At 72.9% G+C, this 21,417-nt stretch carries 15 protein-coding genes; 6 read left to right on the top strand and 9 right to left on the bottom strand.

The window, feature by feature from the left end; translation table 11 throughout:
* The first annotated feature begins 2,581 nt into the window (after nucleotides 1-2,581).
* From OG519_RS27390 to OG519_RS27375, 4 genes are all read left to right on the top strand, one after another.
* Nucleotides 2,582-3,634: a helix-turn-helix domain-containing protein gene (locus OG519_RS27390; RefSeq protein ID WP_405589192.1), complete on the top strand. Its 1,053-nt coding sequence runs from the start codon at nucleotides 2,582-2,584 to the stop codon at nucleotides 3,632-3,634.
* A gap of 182 nt (nucleotides 3,635-3,816) precedes the next feature.
* Nucleotides 3,817-4,302 carry a DUF456 domain-containing protein gene (locus OG519_RS27385; protein ID WP_405589189.1) on the top strand — a complete coding sequence of 162 codons (486 nt, stop codon included), beginning with the start codon at nucleotides 3,817-3,819 and terminating at the stop codon, nucleotides 4,300-4,302.
* Between the two features lie 742 nt (nucleotides 4,303-5,044).
* Nucleotides 5,045-6,079 carry a LacI family DNA-binding transcriptional regulator gene (locus OG519_RS27380; RefSeq protein WP_405589187.1) on the top strand — a complete coding sequence of 345 codons (1,035 nt, stop codon included), beginning with the start codon at nucleotides 5,045-5,047 and terminating at the stop codon, nucleotides 6,077-6,079.
* A 729-nt stretch (nucleotides 6,080-6,808) separates the two neighbouring features.
* Nucleotides 6,809-6,940, top strand: a complete 132-nt coding sequence (locus OG519_RS27375; protein WP_405589184.1) for a hypothetical protein — start codon at nucleotides 6,809-6,811, stop codon at nucleotides 6,938-6,940.
* Between the two features lie 138 nt (nucleotides 6,941-7,078).
* Here the strand turns inward: OG519_RS27375 and rsgA are convergent, their stop codons facing one another.
* The 6 genes from rsgA to OG519_RS27345 form a co-directional block, all read right to left on the bottom strand.
* On the bottom strand, nucleotides 7,079-8,212 hold the full coding sequence (gene rsgA, locus OG519_RS27370) for a ribosome small subunit-dependent GTPase A (protein WP_405589181.1): 1,134 nt from the start codon (nucleotides 8,210-8,212) through the stop codon (nucleotides 7,079-7,081).
* Nucleotides 8,213-8,436: 224 nt separating this feature from the next.
* Nucleotides 8,437-10,608 carry a dipeptide ABC transporter ATP-binding protein gene (locus tag OG519_RS27365; protein WP_405589179.1) on the bottom strand — a complete coding sequence of 724 codons (2,172 nt, stop codon included), beginning with the start codon at nucleotides 10,606-10,608 and terminating at the stop codon, nucleotides 8,437-8,439.
* Nucleotides 10,605-11,561 (bottom strand): ABC transporter permease, encoded by a 957-nt coding sequence (locus OG519_RS27360; protein WP_405589176.1) that lies wholly within the window; start codon nucleotides 11,559-11,561, stop codon nucleotides 10,605-10,607. The genes OG519_RS27365 and OG519_RS27360 overlap by 4 nt, the downstream gene beginning before the upstream one ends.
* On the bottom strand, nucleotides 11,548-12,501 hold the full coding sequence (locus OG519_RS27355; protein ID WP_405589173.1) for an ABC transporter permease: 954 nt from the start codon (nucleotides 12,499-12,501) through the stop codon (nucleotides 11,548-11,550). Before OG519_RS27355 ends, OG519_RS27360 begins: the two co-directional genes overlap by 14 nt.
* Before the next feature lie 10 nt (nucleotides 12,502-12,511).
* Complete coding sequence (locus OG519_RS27350) at nucleotides 12,512-14,347, bottom strand: ABC transporter substrate-binding protein (RefSeq protein ID WP_405589170.1); 1,836 nt, start codon at nucleotides 14,345-14,347, stop codon at nucleotides 12,512-12,514.
* Between the two features lie 251 nt (nucleotides 14,348-14,598).
* Complete coding sequence (locus OG519_RS27345) at nucleotides 14,599-15,018, bottom strand: BlaI/MecI/CopY family transcriptional regulator (RefSeq protein WP_405589166.1); 420 nt, start codon at nucleotides 15,016-15,018, stop codon at nucleotides 14,599-14,601.
* Nucleotides 15,019-15,187: 169 nt separating this feature from the next.
* Between OG519_RS27345 and OG519_RS27340 the strand changes: the two genes are divergently transcribed.
* Entirely contained in the window at nucleotides 15,188-16,243 is a 1,056-nt protein-coding gene (locus tag OG519_RS27340; protein ID WP_405589164.1) for an undecaprenyl-diphosphate phosphatase, read from the top strand.
* A gap of 33 nt (nucleotides 16,244-16,276) precedes the next feature.
* On the opposite strand, the gene OG519_RS27335 is transcribed toward OG519_RS27340, so the two are convergent.
* Nucleotides 16,277-18,469, bottom strand: coding sequence for a BTAD domain-containing putative transcriptional regulator (locus OG519_RS27335; protein WP_405589161.1), 2,193 nt, complete (start codon nucleotides 18,467-18,469; stop codon nucleotides 16,277-16,279).
* 224 nt (nucleotides 18,470-18,693) lie between these two features.
* Nucleotides 18,694-19,386, bottom strand: a complete 693-nt coding sequence (locus tag OG519_RS27330; protein WP_405589158.1) for a hypothetical protein — start codon at nucleotides 19,384-19,386, stop codon at nucleotides 18,694-18,696.
* Between the two features lie 327 nt (nucleotides 19,387-19,713).
* Between OG519_RS27330 and OG519_RS27325 the strand changes: the two genes are divergently transcribed.
* Nucleotides 19,714-20,400, top strand: a complete 687-nt coding sequence (locus tag OG519_RS27325; RefSeq protein ID WP_405589156.1) for a hemerythrin domain-containing protein — start codon at nucleotides 19,714-19,716, stop codon at nucleotides 20,398-20,400.
* A 107-nt stretch (nucleotides 20,401-20,507) separates the two neighbouring features.
* Here the strand turns inward: OG519_RS27325 and OG519_RS27320 are convergent, their stop codons facing one another.
* Nucleotides 20,508-21,263, bottom strand: a complete 756-nt coding sequence (locus OG519_RS27320; protein ID WP_405589153.1) for a lysophospholipid acyltransferase family protein — start codon at nucleotides 21,261-21,263, stop codon at nucleotides 20,508-20,510.
* Nucleotides 21,264-21,417: the final 154 nt, after the last annotated feature.

The raw sequence follows: 21,417 nt of genomic DNA, 5'->3' as shown, positions 1-21,417 counted from the left end.
ACTCCTCCGACGCGATCACGGCACCCGATTCGCCCGGCTCCGCCTCAGGAAACACCGGCGACGCGGCCCACGGATCGAAGGTGTCGGCCTCGGACGCCTCCTCAGCAGGCACGGCCCCAGCTTCAGCGGAGGCCGGCGAACCGGACGGGGGAAGCTGTACACCGGCCCCCGACGACGATTCGGCGTCTCCCTCCCCCGCGGCGGCCGGTGCCGCAGACCAGGACGCCGCCGGGTCCACCTCGGACGGCACCCCGGACTCCGACGCGGCATCAGGCGCTACAGGGACCGGCGAACCGGACCGGGAAGGCCCTACACCCGCCCCCGACGACGATTCGGCGTCTCCCTCCCCCGCAGCGGCCGGTTCCGCAGACCAGGACCCGGGCAGGTCGGCTCCGGACGGCACGTCAGAAGCCTGAGCGACACCGGACTCCACCGGCTCCGCCTCGGGAAACACCGGCGACGCGGCCCACGGATCAAAAGCGTCAGCCTCAGACGCCTCCTCAGCAGGCACGGCCTCAGCCTCAGCGGAGGCCGGCGAACCGGACGGGGGAACCTGTACACCGGCTCCCGACGACGATTCGGCGTCTCCCTCCCCCGCAGCGGCCGGTGCCGCAGACCAGGACGCCACCGGGTCCACCTCGGACGGCACCCTGGACTCCAACGCGGCACCGGACTCCACCGGCTCCGCCTCAGGAAACACCGGCGACGCGGCCCACGGATCAAAGGCGTCAGCCTCGGACGGCTCCCCCGCACCCGACGCGGCAGGCACGGCCCCAGCCTCGGCAGAGGCCGGCGAACCGGACCGGGAAGCCCGTACACCCGCCCCCGACGACTCGGCGTCCCCATCCCCGGCAGCACCCCGCGACGCCGTCGGGTCGACCTCGGACGGCACCCCGGTCTCCGGCTCGGGCGCGGGGAAAGCCGGAGGCGCGGACCAGGGGTCCAATGGCTCCGAGCCGGGTGGCTCGGGCGTCGCCGGAAGGTCGGCGGCAGCCCCCCGCACGGGTCCGTGACCTTCCGGGTCGGCCTCGGGCCCGGTGCCAGGGGCCTCCTCCGGTGACTGCGGCTCCGCCGCGTACCTCGGGTCATGCTCGGGCCCCGCGACCTCCGGCGCCTCCGCGGGAACCGCCTCGCCCGAGCCGGGCTGTCTCGGCCACGGTTCCTGGTCGCCCGTCCGAGGCGCCGCCTCGGGCGCGGCGTGGCGCGATGTGCGCGGCTGCGTCGCCGGGTCGCCCGCCGGGCCGGCGAACCACGAGTCGCGGGGGCCCGCCTGCCGCTCGGGCTCCACGGGCTCCGGCGCGGCGGCCTGCTGCGGGTCCCGCACACCCTGCTCCTGCGCCGCTTCGGGCGCCTCGGCTCTCGCGTTCCGGGCGAGGGACTGCCGGGCGAACCAGGACTCGCGGGCCCCCGGCTCCGGTTGCGTCTCCGGCTCGGGCGCCCGGGACGGCGCGGGACCCGGGGGTACGTCAAAGGTCGGCGGGGCCGCCCATACGTCCCAGGGCTGGGTCTCCCGGCCGGCCGGCGGCACCGGTGGCACCGGCGGAGCCGAAGCGGCCGTCGGTTCCGGCGCCGCCTCCGGGACCCGGCCCACTCCCAACGGCCGCCGCCCGGCGCCCCGTTCGTTACCCTGCCGCCCGTCCGGGTCGCCCGGTGCCGGAGTCGAGCCGTAGCCTCGCCGCTCGGCGGGGCCCTCCGGTGGGGCGGGCAGCGTGGCCGCGCGCCAGGGCGCCGGACCGCCGGGGCCGAGACCTCCCTCGTCCTCGGGCGGGAACTCCCGCCCGTCCCCTACCGGTTCCTGACCGTCGTCGCGGTCCTGTCCGGGGGCACCCGGCGGCGGAACCGGCGGCCCGGCGGAAGGAGGCGGGCCCGGCGGCTCGTAGGGCGGTGGCGGCGCGTCCCGCGTCGGGCGGGGCCAGGAGGGCGGCGGCGGGGGCGCGGTCGGGCGCCGCAAGCGAAGCGTTTCCGCACGGGGCGGCGGGGGCGGCGCCATCGCGTTCAGCGCCGAGTCGAAGTGCGCGTCGATCGAGTCGCCGCCGGAGCGGGGCCCGGGGCGGAGTTCGGGGCGAGGTTCTGGGCGAGGTGCGGACCGGGGCGCGGAGCGCGGGCCAGGACCCGTGTCCGGGCCGCCGGCCGGCCTGCCACGCGGCGCGGACGTACCGCCCTCCGCGGCCTCCTCGTCGTACAACTGCCGCCACCAGTCGTCCTCTTGGCTGCCCTGCGCATCGCCCTGCTGGCTCATGCCCTTATTGTCCACCGCGGCGGGCGACGGGAAACGCGAAACGCCGGGTGCCGGCCCCGTCCCCGCCGCGCGGCACCACCCCGGACGTGCCGCGCGCTTCCCGCCGACCGGGCCGATCCCCCTGCGATACGGGCTTCGGTGGCAGGCGGCGCGCCGGGACGAGAGGATGATCGCGGCGCAAAGCCGCCGTGGCTCTTTTCCGCCAGGCCGGGTCGCCCGTCGACCCGAACCGATCCGTACCGACCCGTGCCGCCGCAGCACTGCGTCACCGCACTACCGCACCACGGCAGAACCGCGTCACGCACCACCACGAACGACCGCAGGAAAACGAGGGGGGCTTCGTTGCTCGGCGCCATCGGCCTGACCGACATACAAGAATCGGCGTACCGCGCCCTGGTGGGCCTGGGCGCCGCCGACGTGGGCGATCTGTCGCACCGGCTCGGCCTGCCGGAGGACGACGCCGGGCGGGTGCTGCGCCGGCTGGAGGGGCACGGCCTGGTCGCGCGGTCCTCGGCCCGGCCGGGCCGGTGGGTCGCCGCGCCGCCGGCCGTCGCGCTGAACGCCCTGCTCACCCGGCAGCGCCGCGAGCTGGAACGGGCGGAGCTCGCCGCCGCCGAACTGGCCGCCGGATTCCGGGCGGAGGCCGGCGAGCCGGCCGTGCACGATCTGATCGAGGTGGTGACGGGCGCGGACGCGGTCGCCCAGCGGTTTCTCCAGTTGCGGTTCGGTGCGCGGAGCGAGGTGTGCGCCTTGGTGACGGACCCGGCGGCGACGGTCACCGGGGCGGCGCACCCCGCGCACCCCGCGCACCCGTCGGACCCCGCAGACCACTCCGACCGCCGGGCGTACCCCGAGGACACCGCAGGGGAGAGGACGGGGCCGCCCGTGATCCATCGCGTCGTGGTGGAGCGCGCCGCGCTGACCGGGGCTCAGGGCTTCGCCGAACTGACCGCCGCGCTCGGCCGTGACGAGCAGGTGCGGGTGGTGGACCGGGTGCCGGCGAGGCTTCTGGTGGCCGACCGTGCGACCGCGCTGGTGCCGCTGACCCGGCGACTGGCCGAGCCCGCCACGCTGGTGGTGCGGGCCGGCGGGCTGCTGGAGTCGCTGATCGGGCTCTTCGAGGGGGTGTGGCGGCAGGGGATGCCGCTGCGGCTGGAAGGCGCGGGCCTCGTCACCGAGGAGGTGCCCGAGCAGCCGGACCGCACCGATCTGCGGATCCTCTCACTGCTGCTGGCCGGACTGACCGACGCCTCGGTCGCCAAGCAGCTCGATCTGGGGCTGCGGACCGTCCAGCGGCGCGTCAAGGGGCTGATGGAGATCGCCGGGGTGACGACCCGGCTGCAACTGGGCTGGCAGGCGTACGAACGGGGCTGGGTGGCCCGCGAGGCGCGGTGACGGTGCGGCGGCGGACCGGTGGGGCGGCGGGTGGCGGACCGGTGGGGCGCTGAGGGGTGGATGAGAGGTGGCGAAGCGGTAGCTGGCCGGCGGCGACCGGCGGCCGGCGGGCGTGGCGGCCGCCCGGCGGGTGGCCCAGTCCGGGCGGGCGGCGCTGTCGCTCTTCGGGCAGGGTTGCCTTCATGGGGACCCCTGAGTTGAGCCTGATCGGCGCGGTGATGGTGCTCGGGCTGGTCGGTGTGGCGGCTCCCGGTGTGCCCGGGGCGCTGCTGGTGTGGGCGTCGGTGCTGTGGTGGGCGGCCCTGGTGCACACCACGCTGGCCTGGGGTGTCCTGGCGGGGGCGACCGTCGTGCTCGTGGCGGCCGAGTCCGTGGTCTGGCTGCTCCCGTCCCGCCGGATCACGGAGTCGGGCGTCACCTGGCGGACCGTGCTCAACGCGAGCGGGGTCGCGATCGCCGCCTTCTGGGTGCTGCCCGTCGTGGGCGCCCTGCTCGGCTTCGTCGGGTCGATCTACCTGACCGAGCGCCACCGCCTGGGCGGCGGCCACGGCGGCGCCCGCGCGGCCACTCGCCGCGTCATGCGCACGGTCGGCAATTCCGTCCTGGTCGAACTGCTGGCCTGCCTCCTCATCACCGGAACCTGGCTGGGCGCGGTGCTGGCGAGCTGACCACGGCGTTCAGCTTCCTGGCGCCCAGGAACTCGGCACCGTCGCCGATCGGCATCGCCGCGGATCGGCGACCGACCAACCGCCCCACGGTGACCGCCGCCCACCCGCCCCTGGCCGGGTCCGACGCCCGCCCGCCCCCGAGCGGGCGGCCGCAGCCGCCCAGCGCCCGCGCCCCTCAGTAGCCCAGGGTGAACCGGGCCTGACGGTGTGCGGGATTCTCGACCTCGTCGGCGAACCGCCGGTGGTCAGCGGGCGCCCGCCGGCCGGACCTTGGAGGCTGATCTCGGGGAGCGGCTCGACCTGATCGTCCGGGACCACCCAGGGCGGGACCAAGTGCGCACGGACGATCTGGAGCAGGCCCTTGCCGAGCCGGAACACCTCGTCGGCGCGGCGTGCGGTGGCGAACGGCCCGGCCAGGGCGAAGTCCTCGGTGACGTCCGCCGGGCACTCCCGCGCCGCGGCCAGGAACTCGCCGCGGCCGACGCGGGCACAACGCCACCCCGACCGGCCGCGACGTCACGCCGGACACCGCGTTCTCCCAGGCCGGGCAGACCGGGCAGACCGGCGGCGCCGCGTCGCCGGAGGGAGACGGCCCGAGGAGACCGTGGGGCTGACGAGAAAAACCAAAAACCACCGGGACCACCCAGAGAGCGCTCTCACGCTCCGGCCCGTGACCGGATACGCTGTGCCCTGCCGATATTCACCCGGGGATTTTTGTTATCCGCGCGCCGAGGAGCCCTCCGTGTCCGACCCGACCTTCGCGCCCCGTCCCACCCTGGAGGCCGTCGCGGCGCGGGCCGGTGTCTCGCGGGCGACCGCCTCGCGGGTGGTGAACGGCAGCGAGGGCGTACGGGCACCGCTCGCCGAACGCGTGCGGCAGGCCGTGGACGAACTCGGTTACGTGGCCAACCAGGCCGCCCGCACCCTGGTCACCCGGCGCAACGACGCCATCGCCGTGGTGGTGGCCGAACCGGAGACCCGCTTCTTCACCGACCCGTTCTTCGCCCAGCAGGTACGCGGCATCAGCCGTGAACTGACCGCGCACAACAACCAGTTGGTGCTGCTGCTGACCGAAGGCGCGGCAGACTTCGGCCGGGTGGGGCGCTATCTGGCCGGCGGTCACGTGGACGGGGCGCTGATCTTCTCGCTGCACGCCGACGACTCGCTGCCCATCCTCGCCCGCAAGGCCGGCGTGCCCACGGTGATAGGGGGACGGCCCGGCTGGTCGGACGCCGAGACGCTCTACGTCGACTGCGACAACCGGGGCGGTGCGCGGGCAGCGGTAGGTCATCTGCTCGGCCTCGGCCGGCGCCGGATCGCGCACATCGCGGGGCCCCTGGACCAGACCGCCTCGGTCGACCGGCTGGACGGCTTCCGCGACGCACTGCCGGACATCGACCCGCGGCTGATCGCCGAGGGCGACTTCACCCCGGAGGGCGGCGCCCGGGCGATGGCCGAACTGCTGGATCGCTGGCCCGACTTGGACGCGGTGTTCGCGGCCTCCGACGTGATGGCGTCGGGCGCGCTGCGGGTGCTGCGGAACCGCGGGCTGCGGGCACCGGACGACGTCGCGGTGGTCGGCTTCGACGACATCGTGTCGGTCTCCGAGTGGACCGACCCGCCGCTGACGACGATCCGCCAGGACATCGAGGAGATGGGCCGGATGATGGCCCGGCTGCTGCTGCGCAGCGTGTCGCCTTCGGCGATGGCGGACGGGGTGCCGGCGCTGTCGTCGATCGTGACCCCCACCCACCTGGTCGTACGGCAGTCGGCCTAGGCCGTGTCTGACAAATAGCGTCGTCCGCCCGCAGGGCGGGGCCCGCGGCGTCTGGTGCGTGCGCTCGCAAGGCGGAGGGTCGTCCTCGTAGTGGGCCTACTCGGACGACTCCGACAACGCAGCGAGCGTGCGTGCCAGGCGTCGCGGGGCAGGCGGGATTTGTCAGACACGGCCTAGCGCGTGTTTTAGATGTCCCTCCCCCAGCTGCCGCTGGGGCCCGCCGCCCTTGCGATCTGGGGGTAGGTCTGGGGGAGCACCAGACGCCGTGAGCCACGCCCTGCGGGCGGACGACGCTCTTCTCAAGCACGGCCTAGCCGTACCGATCACGGCCGACTGCACGCTTCACCGCCCCTGTCTCGTCCTGCTGAACTCGGCGACGCTCGCCGGCTCGGTGGGCCGGGGGCGGCAGGAGATGCCCCTTTGGGACGGTGGCGATCCGCGGGTGCGTTGTGGTCGGGCGCGCAGTTCCTCGCGCCCCTTGCGGGGCCGCCTCGAAGGGGCCCGCCACCATCGCCTTTCCGCCCGCTCCGGCACCCCGGGCCGCCCCCCTGGGCGCCGGTCGGCCGCGCCCGATTCCGCCGCCCGCGGCAAGCGGGACCACCTCCGCACATCCGGTGAACTCCTCTCGCCCGACCGTGGGTTGGAAACGCCGGGCAACGGGAATGTCACGGTCAGGCAGCGAAAGTGATGGTGCGGTGAAGGCCGCGCGCAGGGCGAGGAGGGTTCGGCATGGCCTACAGCGTGATTCTGGGGATCGTGATCGTCGTACTCGTGGTCGCCGGTGTCATCGGTTCGTTCTGGAGCGCGGGCAGTCCGCTCGGGGTCCGACGGCGACACGGCCGGGGTGACGGGGCCGGCTGACCGGCCGCTCACCACGGCTCTCGGGCCGCGGCGGCCGTCGATGGGACCGACGACCGCCGCCATGGCCGGCTTGACGGCTTGACCGGTCAACCCGGCGAATCAGCCCGGCGGATCAGCCCGGCGAACCCGCCCCGCCCGTCAGAACACGCGCCCGTGGCGGTGCCCGCCGCCTCCGCCGCGCTTGCGCTCGTACATCTCCCGGCCCGCCGCCGACCGTTGTTTCCACTCGCGCCGCATCTCCGACCGCAGCCGCTGGTCGGTCCGGGAGGCGATCCACAGGTTCTCCCGCAGCAGCTTGCGGTAGCTCTCCAGCCGGCGGTGCGTCAAGGCGCCCTCCTCCAGCGCGGCGAGCACCGCGCAGCCGGGTTCCGTCCCGTGCGAGCAGTCCTGGAAACGGCAGCTCTCGGCGAGCAGGTGGATCTCGGCGAAGACCTGGCCGAGCCCGGACTCGGCGTCCCACAGCCCGACCCCGCGCAGCCCCGGCGTGTCGATCAGTACGCCGCCGCCGGGCAGCGGCAGCAGATCCCGGGTGGTCGTGGTGTGCCGGCCCTTCCCGTCGGCGTCCCTGGTGGCCTGTACCTCCTGCACCTCCTGGCCCAACAGGGCGTTGGCGAGTGTGGACTTGCCCGCACCCGACTGTCCGAGCAGCACCGCGCTCCCGCGGTCGAGCGCCGCCGACAGGATGTCGAGCCCCTCGCCCTCGGCCGCGCTCGCCACGACCACCAGCACCCCGGGTGCGGCGGCCTCGGTGTCGGCGAGCAGATGGGTGGTGTCCGGCACCAGATCCGCCTTGGTCAGGACGACGACCGGCTGCGCCCCGCTCTCCCAGGCGAGCGAGAGGAACCGCTCAAGACGCCCGAGGTCGAGTTCGGCCGCGAGCGACATACAGACCACGGCGTGGTCCACGTTGGCGGCGAGCACCTGCCCCTCGGACCGCTTGGAGGACGTCGACCGTACGAACGCCGTTCTGCGTGGCAGCAGTTCACGGACGAACCGCGGCTCGGCGCCCACCGGGTCAAGGGCCGCCCAGTCCCCGGTGCACACGATCCGCATCGGGTCGGCGGGCATCACCAGCGCGGTGTCCGCCCGCACCGGCCCGGCGGCGGTGAAGACGTCACACATGTTCCGATCCACCCGTACGACCCGCCCGGGCACCAGCCCCCGCGCGTCGTACGGCGCGAACTCCGCCTCCCACACGTCGTCCCACCCATAGGGCACGAGAGCATGCGAGGAAGCCGAGACAAAAGAGAAAGACAAGGGGAAACCCTTCAAACAGGGCCCCGGCGGCACGCGCACTCACGCGCGGCGAAGAAGAGGAGTCAGCCGGAGGCCACGGAGGTGAACCGCACGATCAACTGAAGACGGGCAGCGCCCAGCACAGAGACAGCCATCGGGTCACACCTCCCTGATCCTGCACGAGCCGATCCGGGCGGCCGATCGGCACCCGGGAGAACGCAACCGACCTTAGCGGCGCTGATTCCGCCGCGCCAGCACATTTACGCCGACGGGGCGGGCGAGCCGGTCTCCGAGGTGCCGGCCGCGGACGGGGCGGCGCCCGGCGCCTCGGCGGCCGGCTCGCGGAGCGGAAAGTGGCAGGCCGCCACATGGCCGGGGCCGAAGGACCGCAGCGCCGGCTCCTCGTGCGCGCAGCGCTCGCGTGCCAGCGGGCAGCGGGTCCGGAAGCGGCACCCCGAGGGCGGCGAGACCGGGCTCGGCAGCTCACCGCCCACGCCCGCGCCGCCCTTGGCCCGCTCCACCCGCGGGTCCGGTTCCGGCACGGCGGCCAGCAGCCCGGCGGTGTAGGGATGGGCGGCGCGCAGGTGGATGTCGTCCGCGGCGCCCGCCTCGACCAGCCGGCCCAGGTACATCACGCCGATCCGGTCGGCGAGGTAGCGGATCACCGCGAGGTCGTGGGAGATGACGACGTAGGACAGGCCGTGCGCCGCCTGGAGCCGCTTCATCAGGTTGAGCACCTGGGCGCGTACGGAGACGTCGAGCGCGGAGACCGGCTCGTCGGCGACGATCAGCTTCGGGGTGAGCGCCAGTGCCCTGGCGAGCCCGATCCGCTGGCGCTGGCCGCCGGAGAACTCGTGCGGGAAGAGCTCGACGGCCCGCTCGGGCAGGCCGACCTCGGCCAGCAGTTCGGCGACCCGGGCCTGCTGCTCGCGGGCGGTGCCGATGCCCTGGATCCGCAGCGGTTCGCGCAGGATCGCGCCGACCCGCATCCGGGGGTCGAGGGAGGAGAAGGGGTCCTGGAAGACCATCTGGAGGTCACGGCGGCGCCGGCGCAGTTCCCGGCCGCGCAGCCCGCTGATGTCGGTTCCGTCCAGGGTGACGGCGCCGGCGTCGGGCCGGTCGAGGCCGACCAGCAGCCGGCCGAGGGTGGTCTTGCCGCAGCCCGACTCCCCGACCAGGCCGAAGGTCTCGCCGGGGCCGAGGGTGAAGGAGACGCCGGAGACGGCGTGCACCACGCGCCGGCCGCGGCCGGGCAGCCGGCCGCCGCGGACCGGGAACTCCCGGACCAGGCCGCGCGCTTGGAGCAGCGGCGCGGCGGGTCCCGGGCCGGACACGGCGGCGGGACGCGGGACGACGGCGCTGGGCGCCGGGGGCAGCGGCCCGTCGGTCGGGTGCCAGCAGGCGTAGCGGTGCTCGTCCGGGCCGGTGAGCCGCGGCTCCTCGGTACGGCACCGGTCGGTGGCGTACGAGCAGCGTTCGGCGAAGCGGCAGCCGGCCGGCGGGTCGGTGAGGTCCGGCGGCAGCCCGGGGATGGTGGGCAGTGGCCTGGCCGGATCCTGGGTGAGCCGCGGCACCGAGGCGAGCAGGCTCTGGGTGTACGGGTGGCGCATGCCGCGGAAGAGCCGTTCGGTCGCGGTGCTCTCGGCGATGCGTCCCGCGTACATCACGTTGACCCGGTCGGCCTGGCCCGCGGTGACGCCCATGTCATGGGTGATCAGGATCATCGCCATGCCGAGCCGGGACCGCAGATCGGCGAGGAGGGCGAGGATCTGGGCCTGGATGGTGACGTCGAGGGCGGTGGTGGGCTCGTCGGCGATCAGCAGCCGGGGCTCGTTGGCCAGCGCCATGGCGATCAGTACCCGCTGCCGCTGGCCGCCGGACAGCTGGTGCGGGTAGTCGCCGAGGCGTTCGCGGGGGTGCGGCAGACCGACCAGGCCGAGCACCTCGGTGGCCCGTTCGGCGGCTTCCCGCCGGGTGCCGCCGCGGTGCAGCAGTACGGGTTCCGCGACCTGGTGGCCGATCGTCTTGGTGGGGTCCAGGGAGGTCATGGGGTCCTGGAAGACCATGGCGATGTCGTTGCCGCGGACCTTGCGCAGCTCACGCTCGGGCAGCCCGACCAGCTCGCGCCCGTCGAGGACGACGGAGGAGCCGTCGACCAGCGCGCCGCCGGGTGGCAGCAGTCCCATCAGGGACAGGCCGGTCATGGACTTGCCGCAGCCGGACTCGCCGACCAGGCCCAGGGTCTCCCCCGCCTCCAGGGTGAAGGACACGTCCTCGACGGCCCGTACGGTGCCGCGGCTGGTTCTGATGTGGGTGGTGAGGTTCCGTACCTCAAGGAGGGGAGCCATGCCGTTCCTCGCGTTCTTGGCGTTCTTCGCGGTCGCGCCGGCCGCCGGCTCCCGCGCGGGGGCCGGCGGGCCGGGGGCGGTCACGGACCTTGCAGGCGGACGTCCAGGGCGTCGTGGACGGCGTCGCCGATGAGATTGAAGGCGATCACCGTGAGGATGAGGATCGCCGCCGGCGGATAGACCAGCCACCAGTAGCCGTCGTAGAGGTAGTTGAGGCCGTTGGAGAGCATGGTGCCCCAGTCGGCGTGCGGCGGCGGCAGTCCGAGGCCGAGGAAGCTGAGCGTCGACAGGGTGAGGATCGAGTCGGCGACGGTGAAGGTGGCGCTGACGATGATGACACCGGCCGCGTTCGGCACCAGATGGCGCAGCACCACGCGCCGCCCGGTGCCGCCCATCATTCGCGCGGCCTGCACGAACTCCCGTGTCCGCAGCGTCAGTACCTCACCTCTGACCAGGCGGGCCGCCGCGAGCCAGGAGAGCAGCGAGAGCAGGACGATGATCATCCACAGGCTCGGGGTGAACATCGTCACCATGATCAGCAGCAGCACCAGGCCGGGGATGGCGAGCAGGGTGTCGATGACCCGCATCATGACCGCGTCGACGATGCCGCCGACGTATCCCGCCACGGCGCCGTAGAGGGTGCCGATCACGGTCGTGGCGATGGCCACCGCGAAGCCGAGTTCCAGTGAGGACTGCCCGCCGGTCATCAGCCGCCCCAGCACGTCGTACCCGGAGGTGTCGGTGCCGAGCGGGTACGTGCCGCCGGGCGGCAGTTCCTCCAGGTCGAGCCGGACGGTGACCTGGTCGGTCCGGTGGAGCAGCGGTCCGATGAAGCAGAACGCGGCGATGACCACGACCATGCCGATGCCGACGAGCGCCCGGCGGTTGCGCAGGAACGCGGCGGCGAGCAGCCTTCCGGAGCCGCGCCCGGCGGTCGGCGTGCCCGCGGGCGGCGGTGGACCCGCGGCGGGTCGTCCGAGCGGCTCGGCCGGGTCCGGTGGTCCGGCCGCTGGCCGGCCGGCGTCATGCGTGGTCATAGCGGATCCGGGGGTCGAGGAGGCTGTAGGCGATGTCGGCGACGAGGCTGCCGACGACGGTGGCCACCCCGACCACCAGCGTCGAGCCGAGCAGGATCGGATAGTCCTTGCTGGTGGCGGCCTGGAAGAACAGCAGCCCCATGCCCGGGTAGTTGAAGACCGATTCGGCGATCACCGCGCCGGTGACGATGCCCGGGGCCGCGAGTCCGAGGACGGTGATGACCGGCAGCAGGGAGTTGCGCAGGACGTGCCGGAACAGCACCAGACGTTTGGGCAGTCCCTTGGCGCTCGCCACCAGCACGTAGTCCTGGGCGAGGGTGTTGATGGCCGAGGACCGCATGTAGCGGCTGAAGCCGGCCACGCTGACCAGGGTCAGCGTGACCACCGGCAGCACCAGGGCGCGCGGGTCGCCCAGGATCCCGGCGACCGACTCGGCCTGCGGCGCCTGGGACGGCAGCAGGTGGAGCTGCACCGAGAAGAGCGCGACCAGCAGCAGCGCGAAGAAGAAGTCCGGCATCGAGTACAGCACGAAGGCGACGATGGTGAAGGCGTGGTCGGCGACCCGGCCCCGCCGGACCGCCTGGTAGATCCCCATCGGCAGGGCGATCACCAGGGCGGTCAGCGTGGACAGCCCCAGCAGCACGGCGTCGCGCGGCACACGCTGGGCGATCAGTGTGGAGACCGGCTGGTGCAGCGAGTACGACGTGCCGAAGTCGCCCTCGCACGCCTGCTTCACGAAGGTGGCGAACTGCGCCGCCAGCGGCCGGTCGAGGCCGTTGGCGGCGTTGAACACCGCTATCCGCTCGGCGTTGGCCTTGGTCCCGAGGGTGGCTCGGGCGGCGCTGCCGGGTTCGAGGTGGATCAGCAGGAACGTCACCAGCATGACGCCGATCACCACCACGAGCGCCTGGCCGGTCCTGCGCAGAAGGTAGCTGGTCACAGCGGGCCCGTCATGACGTGTAGGACCAGTCCTCGAAGTTGAGCCCGCCACTGAACGGGTTGAGCGGCACGACGCCTTGCAGCTTGGTCCGGTAGACCAGGATGCTGCTGCGCAACGGGAGCCACAGCCAGGGCAGTTGCTGCGCGGCGTAGTCCTCGTAGTCGAAGAACGCCTGGGTCGAGGAACCGTACTCGGTGGCCTTGATCAGCGCGTCCATCTTCGGGTCGGAGTAGCCGCCGGAGTTGCCCGAGCCGCCGGTGTTGAAGAACCCGTCTCCGTTGGGGTAGAGCTCGTACGGTTCGTAGCCGAAGCTCGCCAACTGCCAGCCGCACCCGCCGGCCGGGTGGGACTTCGCGGTGCAGGTGCCGATCTGGCCGATCAGGGTGTTGAACGGCTCCGACTTGAGGTTGAGGGTGATGCCGGCGCTCGCCTCGGAGGATTTGATCGCCGCGTTCTGCTGGTCCGTGGTGGTCCGGCCGGAGGAGTAGAGCAGGTTGAAGGTGAGCGGCTGGCCCGCGGTGATGCCGGCGCCGCACTGGGCCGGACCGGTGCCGGGGCGCTGGCACGTCGAGGCGCCGCCGGGCACCACCTTCCAACCGTGCGACTGGAGCAGCGACTTGGCCTTCTCCGGCGAGAACGGGTAGGGCCCGCCCGCCTTTTCGAGCGCCGAGGCCCACGTGCCCTGGGCCTTGACCGGCACCGGTCCGTTGCCCGGGTCGGCGTAGCCGCTGTAGACCTTGGAGACGAGCTGCGGGCGGTTGATCAGCGACTGGAGGGCCTGGCGGATGTAGAGCTGGCGCAGCAGCGGCCCGGCACTGGAGTTGTAGAGGTTCGGAATGATCTCGGCGACGCCGGGGATGGCGACGCTCGCGATCGAGTACCCGCTCGACCGCAGCGCCTCCGCCTGCTTGACGTCGTTGAGCGGCAGTCCGGCCACGTCGAGGGAACTGCCCGAGCGCAGCGCGTTGATCTCCGGGGTGTCGGAGGTGAAGGGCGTCTCGACCAGCTTGTCGATGGCCGGCTTCGCGGGTCCTGAGTACTGCTTGTTGGGCACGTAGCTGTAGTAGCCGTTGCTGCGGAACTCCGAGAGCTGCCAGGGTCCGTCGACCACCTTCCACAGCGGGTTGGTGGCGAAGTCCTTGATCTTGGCGCCCTCCTTCTGGAGGAAGGAGTAGACCGCCTTCGCGCCCGCGGTGGTGGTGTCCTGGTCGCCGACGGCGCCGGTGGCGGAGGTCTTGTCCCAGGCGTGCTGGGGCAGCAGCGGGATGGTGGCGAGGACGTCGTCGGTGTAGAAGTCCGGGTTGTACGCCTGGGTGAGGTCCAGGACGACGGTGTGGGCGTCGGGTGTGGTGACCTTGGAGACGTCGTCGGGGAAGAGTCCCTGGATGTGGGACGCCCAGTTGGCGGCGTTGGCCTTGAGCAGGTTGTAGACGAAGGTGAAGTCCCGGCTGGTGACGGGCTTGCCGTCGGACCAGTTCCAGCTCTTGAGGTGGATGGTGAGCCACCGGTTGCCGCCGGAGTAGTCGAGGGAGGAGAAGAGGCTCTTCTCCTTGTTCACCACCGACTTGGCGCCGTCGCCCGAGTAGACGAGGTACGGCCACAGGTTCTCGCTGAGGTTGGCGTTGTAGCCGTTCTGGTTGGTCGCGGGGACCAGCGGGAAGATGAAGTCGGGCGACGCCCCCACCTCGGCGACGGTGACGGTCCCGCCGTGCTTGACCGGTCCCTTGGACGCGGTCGCGCTCTGTCCGCTGGCGATCGGGCTGTGACTGCCGCCCGTGCACGCCGCGGCGGCCATCGCCAGGACCACGCCCACGACGGCGGCCCTCGTTCGTCGGACAGCGCGCATGCGTCCGGACACCCTCACCGCTCCCACGACACCACTCCCAAAAACGCCAATAGCGAACGTACTGGTCAGGGGCACGACAATGTGCTTTCGGGGTCTACCCGCTGTCTCAGCGGTCCACCCCCGGGATCGTCCATCTTTTGATCAACAACAGCTTGGGGCGCGATTGTTGCGGGGCCACGACAGCGACATGTCACCCCTGGCGGCTTCCAGGAGTCCGCGCTCCTGGGCATCCGGCCGATGGCGGTGTTCGGCTAGTCGCGGCCCTCGGCGGTGGGGGCAGTGTCGGCGGCGTCAGCCGCGTCGGCGGCGAGGAGCTGGCGGAGGAGGTGTTCGTCGGCGGCCGGGAGGTTGGCGACGAAATGCGTCAACACCGCTTCGCGGTCCGGGAGTTCGTCCAGGACACCCTGCATACGGCGGGCCGCGAGGCCGGACTCGTCGGTGGCCGGGCTGTAGGCGTAGGCGCGGCCGCGCTGCGCGCGGTCGAGGAGCCGCTTGGTGTGCAGCCGGCTCAGCACCGTCACCACCGTGCTGTAGGAGAGCCGCCGGCTCAGCCGGTCGACCACTTCACCGGCGGTCAGCGGCGTCCCCGCCCGGTGGAGGGCCGCGAGTATGTCGGCCTCCAGCGCGCCGTTAGGCCGCTTGCGGCCCGGATCGTGGATGTCGTCCGGCATGCGTTTGCCATTCCTCCGGTCGTCTTCTAGATTCGCCATGAGCTTCTACACCGGTGTAGAAGTTCGCCCGCTCTGCCAGTGTGCCACGCCGCCCCGGCCGCGGGGTGCGCCGGGCTCGACCCCCAGCCCCATCGCGTACGGCTCGCTCCTACGTCCCCGAGGGATCCCCGTGTCCGATCTGTCCTACCTCCAGGCCGTGGTGATCGGCGGCCTCCAAGGGATCACCGAGCTCTTCCCCGTCTCCAGCCTCGGCCACTCGGTCCTCGTGCCCGCCCTGATCGGCGGCTCCTGGCAGCACCTGGTCACCGAGAACGCCGACGGCAACTCGTCGGGTTCCCCCTACCTCGCCTTCGTCGTCGCCCTGCACGTGGCCACCGCGCTCGCCCTGCTCGCCTTCTTCCGGCGGGACTGGGCCCGGATCATCCGCGCGTTCGGCACCACGCTGCGTACGCACAAGGTGCGGACGTCCACCGAACGGCTCGCCTGGCTGATCGTGGTCGCGACCGTGCCGGTCGGGCTGACCGGCCTGGTCCTGGAGCGCACCTTCCGCACCCTTTTCGCCAAACCGCTGGCCGCGGCGGTCTTCCTCACCCTCAACGGACTCCTCCTGCTCCTCGGCGAGCGGCTGCGCCGGACCTCGCAGGCCCGCGCTGTCACGGCGCCCGCGGTGGAGACCCTGGAGACCGTGTCCGTCGGCGACGGCCCGGTGCCGGCCGGGCCCACCGGGAGTCTCTACGGAGTGACGGACCGCCCGGCGGCCCAGCCGAGCCCGTCCGCCCCGCCAGCCCCATCAAAATCCTCAAGCCCCTGGGTCGACGGACTCCGCCCGGGAGCGCGCAGCCGGACCCTGGACACGCTCAGCTACAAGGAAGCGGGCGTCATCGGCCTCTTCCAGACCCTGGCCCTCTTCGCCGGCATCAGCCGCTCCGGCATCACCATGGTCGGCGGGCTGCTGCGCGGCCTGGACCACGAGGACGCCGCCAAGTTCTCCTTCCTGCTGGCCACCCCGGTCATCCTGGCCGCCGGCCTGCTGAAGCTGCCCAGCCTGACCGGCCCGGCCGCGGCCGACATCCACGGCCAGGTGCTGGCCGGCTTCCTCACCGCGGGTGTCGCCGCCTACGCGGCCGTCCGTTTCCTCTCCCGGTACTTCACCACCCGCACCCTCACCCCGTTCGCCGTCTACTGCCTGCTGGCCGGCGCGATCAGCATCGTGCGCTTCGCCTGACGGCCCGCCGGCGCACGGCTATCCACGCCCGGCTCAGCGGCCGGGAAGAGCGTTCAGGAACCAGCTCAGCCGCCATGCCTCGCCGTCCGCCCGGTGATCGGCCGCCCACTTGACCGTGGCGATCAGCACCGAGAGCTCGGCGTGCAGCCACGCCAGCGCCTGGCCCTCGTCCGCGAACGTCTCGGGTTTGACCTTCGGCACCCGCCGGCCGGCCGGCACCATCTGCCGCCTCGGACCGGTGGTGATCAGGCGGCTGGCGGCGTCCGCGGAGAACACGTAGTAGCTGAGCAGCCGGTCGACGGTCTCGGCCCGCTCCGCCTCGGTGTCGCCCGCCCGGCTCAGCTCGTCCCCATAGGCGCCGAGCAGGTCGTGGCAGGTGTAGCGGCCGGGGACGGGTTCGTCGAGCAGGTGGACCCGGCGCAGTTCGTCGAGCAGGATCCGGGCCCGGCGCACCGGGAGGTCGGCGGCCACCGCGGCCGCCGCCGGGGTGATCTCCGGGCCGGGGTGGAGGGAGAGCAGCCGGAAGAGGCGCGCGGTCTCCGGCGCGAGGGAGTCGTACGACCAGGAGAACGCGATCCGCGCGTTCTCCGACGGGTCCCCGCCGAGCGAGAGGGCGTCGAGGCCCTCGTGCGTGTCGCGCAGCGGTCCGCTGATCCGGTCGAGGCCGGCGCCGGGAAGGTGCGCGGTACGGGCCGTGACGATGGCGAGGGCGAGCGGCAGCCCGGCGCAATAGGCGATGATCTCGTCGGCCGCCTCCGGCTGGGCGGTGATCCGGCTGTCGCCGAGCGCCCGGACCAGGTATTCATGGGCCTCGGCGGTGTCGAAGGGCCCGAGGTGGACGTTGTGCGCCTGGTGCGCGACGGTCAGCCCGGGTATCTGGTTGCGGCTGGTGACCAGGGTCAGACAGCCGGGTGTGCCGGGGAGCAGCGGCCGGACCTGGTCGATGTCGCGGGCGTTGTCGAGCAGGAGCAGCACCCGCCGCTCGGCGACCGCGCTGCGGTAGAGCGCCGACCGGGCCGCCAGGGAGGCGGGGATCTCACCGGGCGGCACACCGAGGGCGCAGAGGAAATCAGCGAGCGCGTCGGCCGGTTCGACGGCGGCGACGTCGTCGACACCGTGCAGGTTGACGTAGAGCTGCCCGTCCGGGAAGTGCTCCTTGACCAGGTGCGCGGCCTGTGTGGCGAGCGTGGTCTTGCCGACGCCCGGCATGCCGTGGATCACGCAGGTGACGGCGGTGTCGGGGGCGGCCGGGTCCAGCGCCAGGGCGATCACCCGGTCGCAGGGCTCCTTCCGGCCGACGAACCGAGGCAGTGGCGCGGGCAACTGCGCCGGGGTGATCCGCGGTACGGCGCGAACGGCCCGCCGGTCGCCGGGGAGGCGGCCGAGGCCGTCCCGATGACGGATGAGGGCGGGATCGGCGGCGAGGACGCGCCGATGGGTCGCTTCCAGTCCGGGCGCCGGATCGACGCCGAGCTCCTCGCGCAGCAGCCGCCTGGTCTCGCGGAAGACGGCGAGCGCGTCGGCCTGCCGCCCGCTGCCGTACAGCGCCAGCATGTGCAGCTCGCGGAACCGTTCCACCAGCGGGTGCTCGGCGATGAGGCCGGTGAGTTCCGAGGCCGCGTCGGCGTACTGGCCGGAGTCGACCAGACACGCCAGCCACTCCTCGGTCGCCAGCAGCCGGTGGCTGTCGAGCCGGGCCCGCTGGGTGGCGGCGTACGGCCCGGCTATCCCCGCCAGCGGCGGCCCCGACCACAGCGCGAGGCCCTCCAGGTACAGGGCCGCGGCGGCGGCCGGGTCGCCCTCGTCGCGCTTGGTCCGCGCCTCGGTCACCAGACGTTCGAAGGCGGTCAGATCGAGCCGTACGGGGTCGGCGTCGAGCACGTATCCGCCGTCCTTCGAGCGGATCCGTGCCGCCAACGGCGGCCCGAGGCCCTTTCTCAGCTTGTGGATGTACGTGCGGACCAGGGCTCCGGCGGAGGGCGGCGCCTCAGCTCCCCACAGGCTGTCGACGAGCTGCTCGCTGGTGGCCCGCCCGCCGCGGCGCAGCAGAAGACAGGCCAGCACGGCGCGCACCTTCGCGTGGCCGATGTCCACCTCGACCCCGTCGCGCCAGGCCCGCACCGGGCCGAGCAGCGTGAACCACATCTCCTCGGCTGCGGACTCCCCGCCCGCGGGCGGGCGGGGGGAGGTCCCGGGCGGCGCTGTCGGCGCGGTGCGGTCGGGCATGGGACGGGTCCTCGGGAGCGGGAGCGGTTGTGCGAGCGGTCATGCGAGCGGTCACGCGCGTCATGCGCGGGACGTCGGCGAGGGGTCGGAGAAGCCGTACGCGGCTCCCGCGCTCACCGCGACGGCCGACGGGCTTCCATAGTGCACACGTGCGGGCGCCCAAGGCCAAGCGGCGGGGCGCCCCGCGCCGGGCCAGGTCCGAACGGGCGGATTCCGCCCGCCCGTCACGCTCTCCCGCGCGGCGGCGTGGCCGTCCCGTGCACGAGCCGCGCGTGCGTGGCGAACGCCTTCGCCGCCACCTGCTTCAGCACGGACTGGACGTCGGGGGGCATGTCCCGGATCATTCCGTCGATCACCCCGGGTCCGGCCTCGTACATCATCATGCCGAAAAGGAGTGCCACATCGTCGGGCGGCGTTCCGGCGACCTCCTGCTGCACGATTTCCGCCCATTCTGCCACCGTGATGTACTCCTCGACCAACGGCAGCAGCGACTCCTCCTGCGCGGTCGCATACGCGCCGACGCCGGCGTCCAGGCGGTCAGCCGCGACGGCCACCCGCTCACCGGCGGCGGATCGCAGGCGCCATTCCCCGACAGCGGCCAGCAGATCGGCGGTGAGCGCACGCATATACGTGTCATGCGCGGCCGTGGCGCGGAGGTCGTCCTTCTTTTCGTCCGGCACTCTGTCCAGCAGTCTCGGCCGCAGCGAGGCGTCCGAACCGTGCACGTGTTTCACCAGGGTCAGCACCACGAGTTCGATATGGCGCGCGACAATCTCCCGGCGCTCGTCGTCGCCCGGCGGAACGCCGCGCACGAGGGCCGGCAGGAGGCCGAATTCGCGCCGGAAGGTGGCATGGGCCATTCCCATCTCACGGAATTCGGCCGGCGGCTCGGTCTTCCGCGCCGCGTCTTTCGGCATCTCTCGTCCCCGTCACTCTCCGGCAGTGGATGACCCGTCTCCGTATCGACCCGGCAGGCCCGGGAGGCAGATCAGAGACATGGGCTCCTTGGCCCGGAACCCCATGCTAGGAGAGTCCGGCGCGGCTCGTGGCGGGGGGCGGCCGGTGCGTCGGGGCCATTGCGCGGCCGCTTCGCGGGGACGCACGGCGGATCTACAGATCCTCTACGCCGACGCGTGATCGTGGTTCGTATGCGCCGCCGGGCGCGCCGCCCCGCGGCGACGCGCGGCTCTCCCGGTGCTTTGCCCGAGGGCGCCTCATCACTTTCCAGAGGAAGAAATACCGCGATGAACGACACTCCGATGTTCGACCGGCGCGAGATGCTCCTCGTGCACGACATGCTCCGCCGCGAGATCGGCCTGCTGCCCCGTACCGTGCGGTCGATCGCCCCGGAGGACACCGAGCGGGTGCGGGTCGTCGGCGGCCACATCGCGACGGTGACCGGCCTGCTGCACCACCACCACGCCAGCGAGGACGAACTGCTCTGGCCGCTGCTGGAGAAGCGCTGCTACGACAGGATCTCCGGGACCGTGACCCTGATGGAGGACCAGCACCGGCGGGTCGACGCACTCGTGAAGGACATCGGCGGGAAGCTGCCCGCCTGGACCGCGGACCCCGCCCCGGTGTCGCGCGACGCGCTCGCCGACGCCCTGGACGAACTGCTCGTCGCGCTGAAGGAGCACCTCGGCGCCGAGGAGAGCCAGATCCTGCCGGTGATGGAGGAGCACATCACCGCCGACGAGTGGAACGCCGTCGTGCGGGAGGGAGCGGCCACCGCGGACCCCGCGACCATGCCGCTCATGTTCGGCATGGTCATGTACGAGGGGGACCCGGAACTGGTCGAGGCGGCGCTGGCCAACATGCCGCCCGAAGTCGGCCCGTTCATGCGGCAGACGGCCCCGCAGGCGTACGCCGCCCACGCCCAGCTCGTCTACGGCACGCCCACCCCGGCGCGCGGCACCGAACTCTCCTGAGAACTCGGCCGCTCCGGCGGATGCCGCGGCTCGCCGGGGCATCCGCCGGAGCGGCCCGGATTCGGCGGGCGGAGCCGGAGCCGGGGTCCATAAGCCGATGTCCACGGTCAGATCTCCGCGCGCGGCCGGTCGGGCCGGGCCGCGGGAGGCGCGGGAGGCGCGGGCAGATCGCCGGCGGCGGGGCGGAACGGCGCGGACTCGCCCCGTATCCCTTCGAGCAGTTCGGTGACGGCCGCCATCATCAGCCCGGTGATCTCGGTGAGCATCTCGGACGTGACGGGCCGGTCGTAGTAGGCCGACAGGTCGAGCGGCGGCCCCGCCACCACATGGTGGGTCTTGCGGGGGAAGAGGCTCGGCTTCTTCCCGTAGGGCGGAAGAACGAGGTGGGCGCCCCACTGAGCCACCGGGACGACCGGACATCGCGTCTCCAGGGCGACCCGGGCGGCGCCCGTCCGGCCGGCGGCGGGCCAGAAGTCGGGGTCGCGGGTGAGCGTTCCCTCCGGATAGAAGACGACGCCTTCACCGCGTTCCACCGCCTCCACCGCCGCCCGCAGCGCCCACCGGACGTCCCTGCTGTCCCGGCGGACCGGTATCTGGCCCAGCCCGCGCAGCATCGCCCCGATCAGGCCGGTGCGGAAGAGTTCGGCCTTGGCGAGGAACCGCGGCGCCCGGCCGGTGCTGTACTGGAACTGACCGTAGGCGACCGGGTCCAGATACGAGTTGTGGTTGACCACCGCGATGAATCCCCCGCTGCCCGGTATGTGCTCGCGGCCGTGCCAGTCCCGCCGCAGCAACAGGGCCAGGGGCGGACGCGTCACAGCGGCGGCCAGCCGGAACCCGAGGCCGATTTCACGATGCGGCATGCGAGAACTCCTTCGTACGGATGTCGTACTGATGTGCCGTATGGACGGCATCGACAGCGGCGACAACATTGCCAACGTGCGTGTTCGGAGGATGTCAGCCTCCCGCGCGGCGCGGTCGGGCGGTCCGGGGCGAGCGGCCGTGAGGCGAGGCCGG

Source organism: Streptomyces sp. NBC_01190 (assembly GCF_045039895.1).
Lineage (GTDB): Bacteria > Actinomycetota > Actinomycetes > Streptomycetales > Streptomycetaceae > Actinacidiphila.
This window is presented reverse-complemented; position numbering and strand designations above follow the sequence as displayed.

What these genes read in the sequence shown, in the direction of transcription:
- OG519_RS27385 (WP_405589189.1), top strand. Translation starts at nt 3,817, where the DNA reads ATGGGGACCCCTGAGTTGAGCCTGATCGGCGCGGTGATGGTGCTCGGG.
- OG519_RS27375 (WP_405589184.1), top strand. Translation starts at nt 6,809, where the DNA reads ATGGCCTACAGCGTGATTCTGGGGATCGTGATCGTCGTACTCGTGGTC.
- OG519_RS27360 (WP_405589176.1), bottom strand. Translation starts at nt 11,561, where the DNA reads ATGACCACGCATGACGCCGGCCGGCCAGCGGCCGGACCACCGGACCCG.
- OG519_RS27350 (WP_405589170.1), bottom strand. Translation starts at nt 14,347, where the DNA reads ATGCGCGCTGTCCGACGAACGAGGGCCGCCGTCGTGGGCGTGGTCCTG.
- OG519_RS27345 (WP_405589166.1), bottom strand. Translation starts at nt 15,018, where the DNA reads ATGCCGGACGACATCCACGATCCGGGCCGCAAGCGGCCTAACGGCGCG.
- OG519_RS27335 (WP_405589161.1), bottom strand. Translation starts at nt 18,469, where the DNA reads ATGCCCGACCGCACCGCGCCGACAGCGCCGCCCGGGACCTCCCCCCGC.
- OG519_RS27330 (WP_405589158.1), bottom strand. Translation starts at nt 19,386, where the DNA reads ATGCCGAAAGACGCGGCGCGGAAGACCGAGCCGCCGGCCGAATTCCGT.
- OG519_RS27325 (WP_405589156.1), top strand. Translation starts at nt 19,714, where the DNA reads ATGAACGACACTCCGATGTTCGACCGGCGCGAGATGCTCCTCGTGCAC.
- OG519_RS27320 (WP_405589153.1), bottom strand. Translation starts at nt 21,263, where the DNA reads ATGCCGCATCGTGAAATCGGCCTCGGGTTCCGGCTGGCCGCCGCTGTG.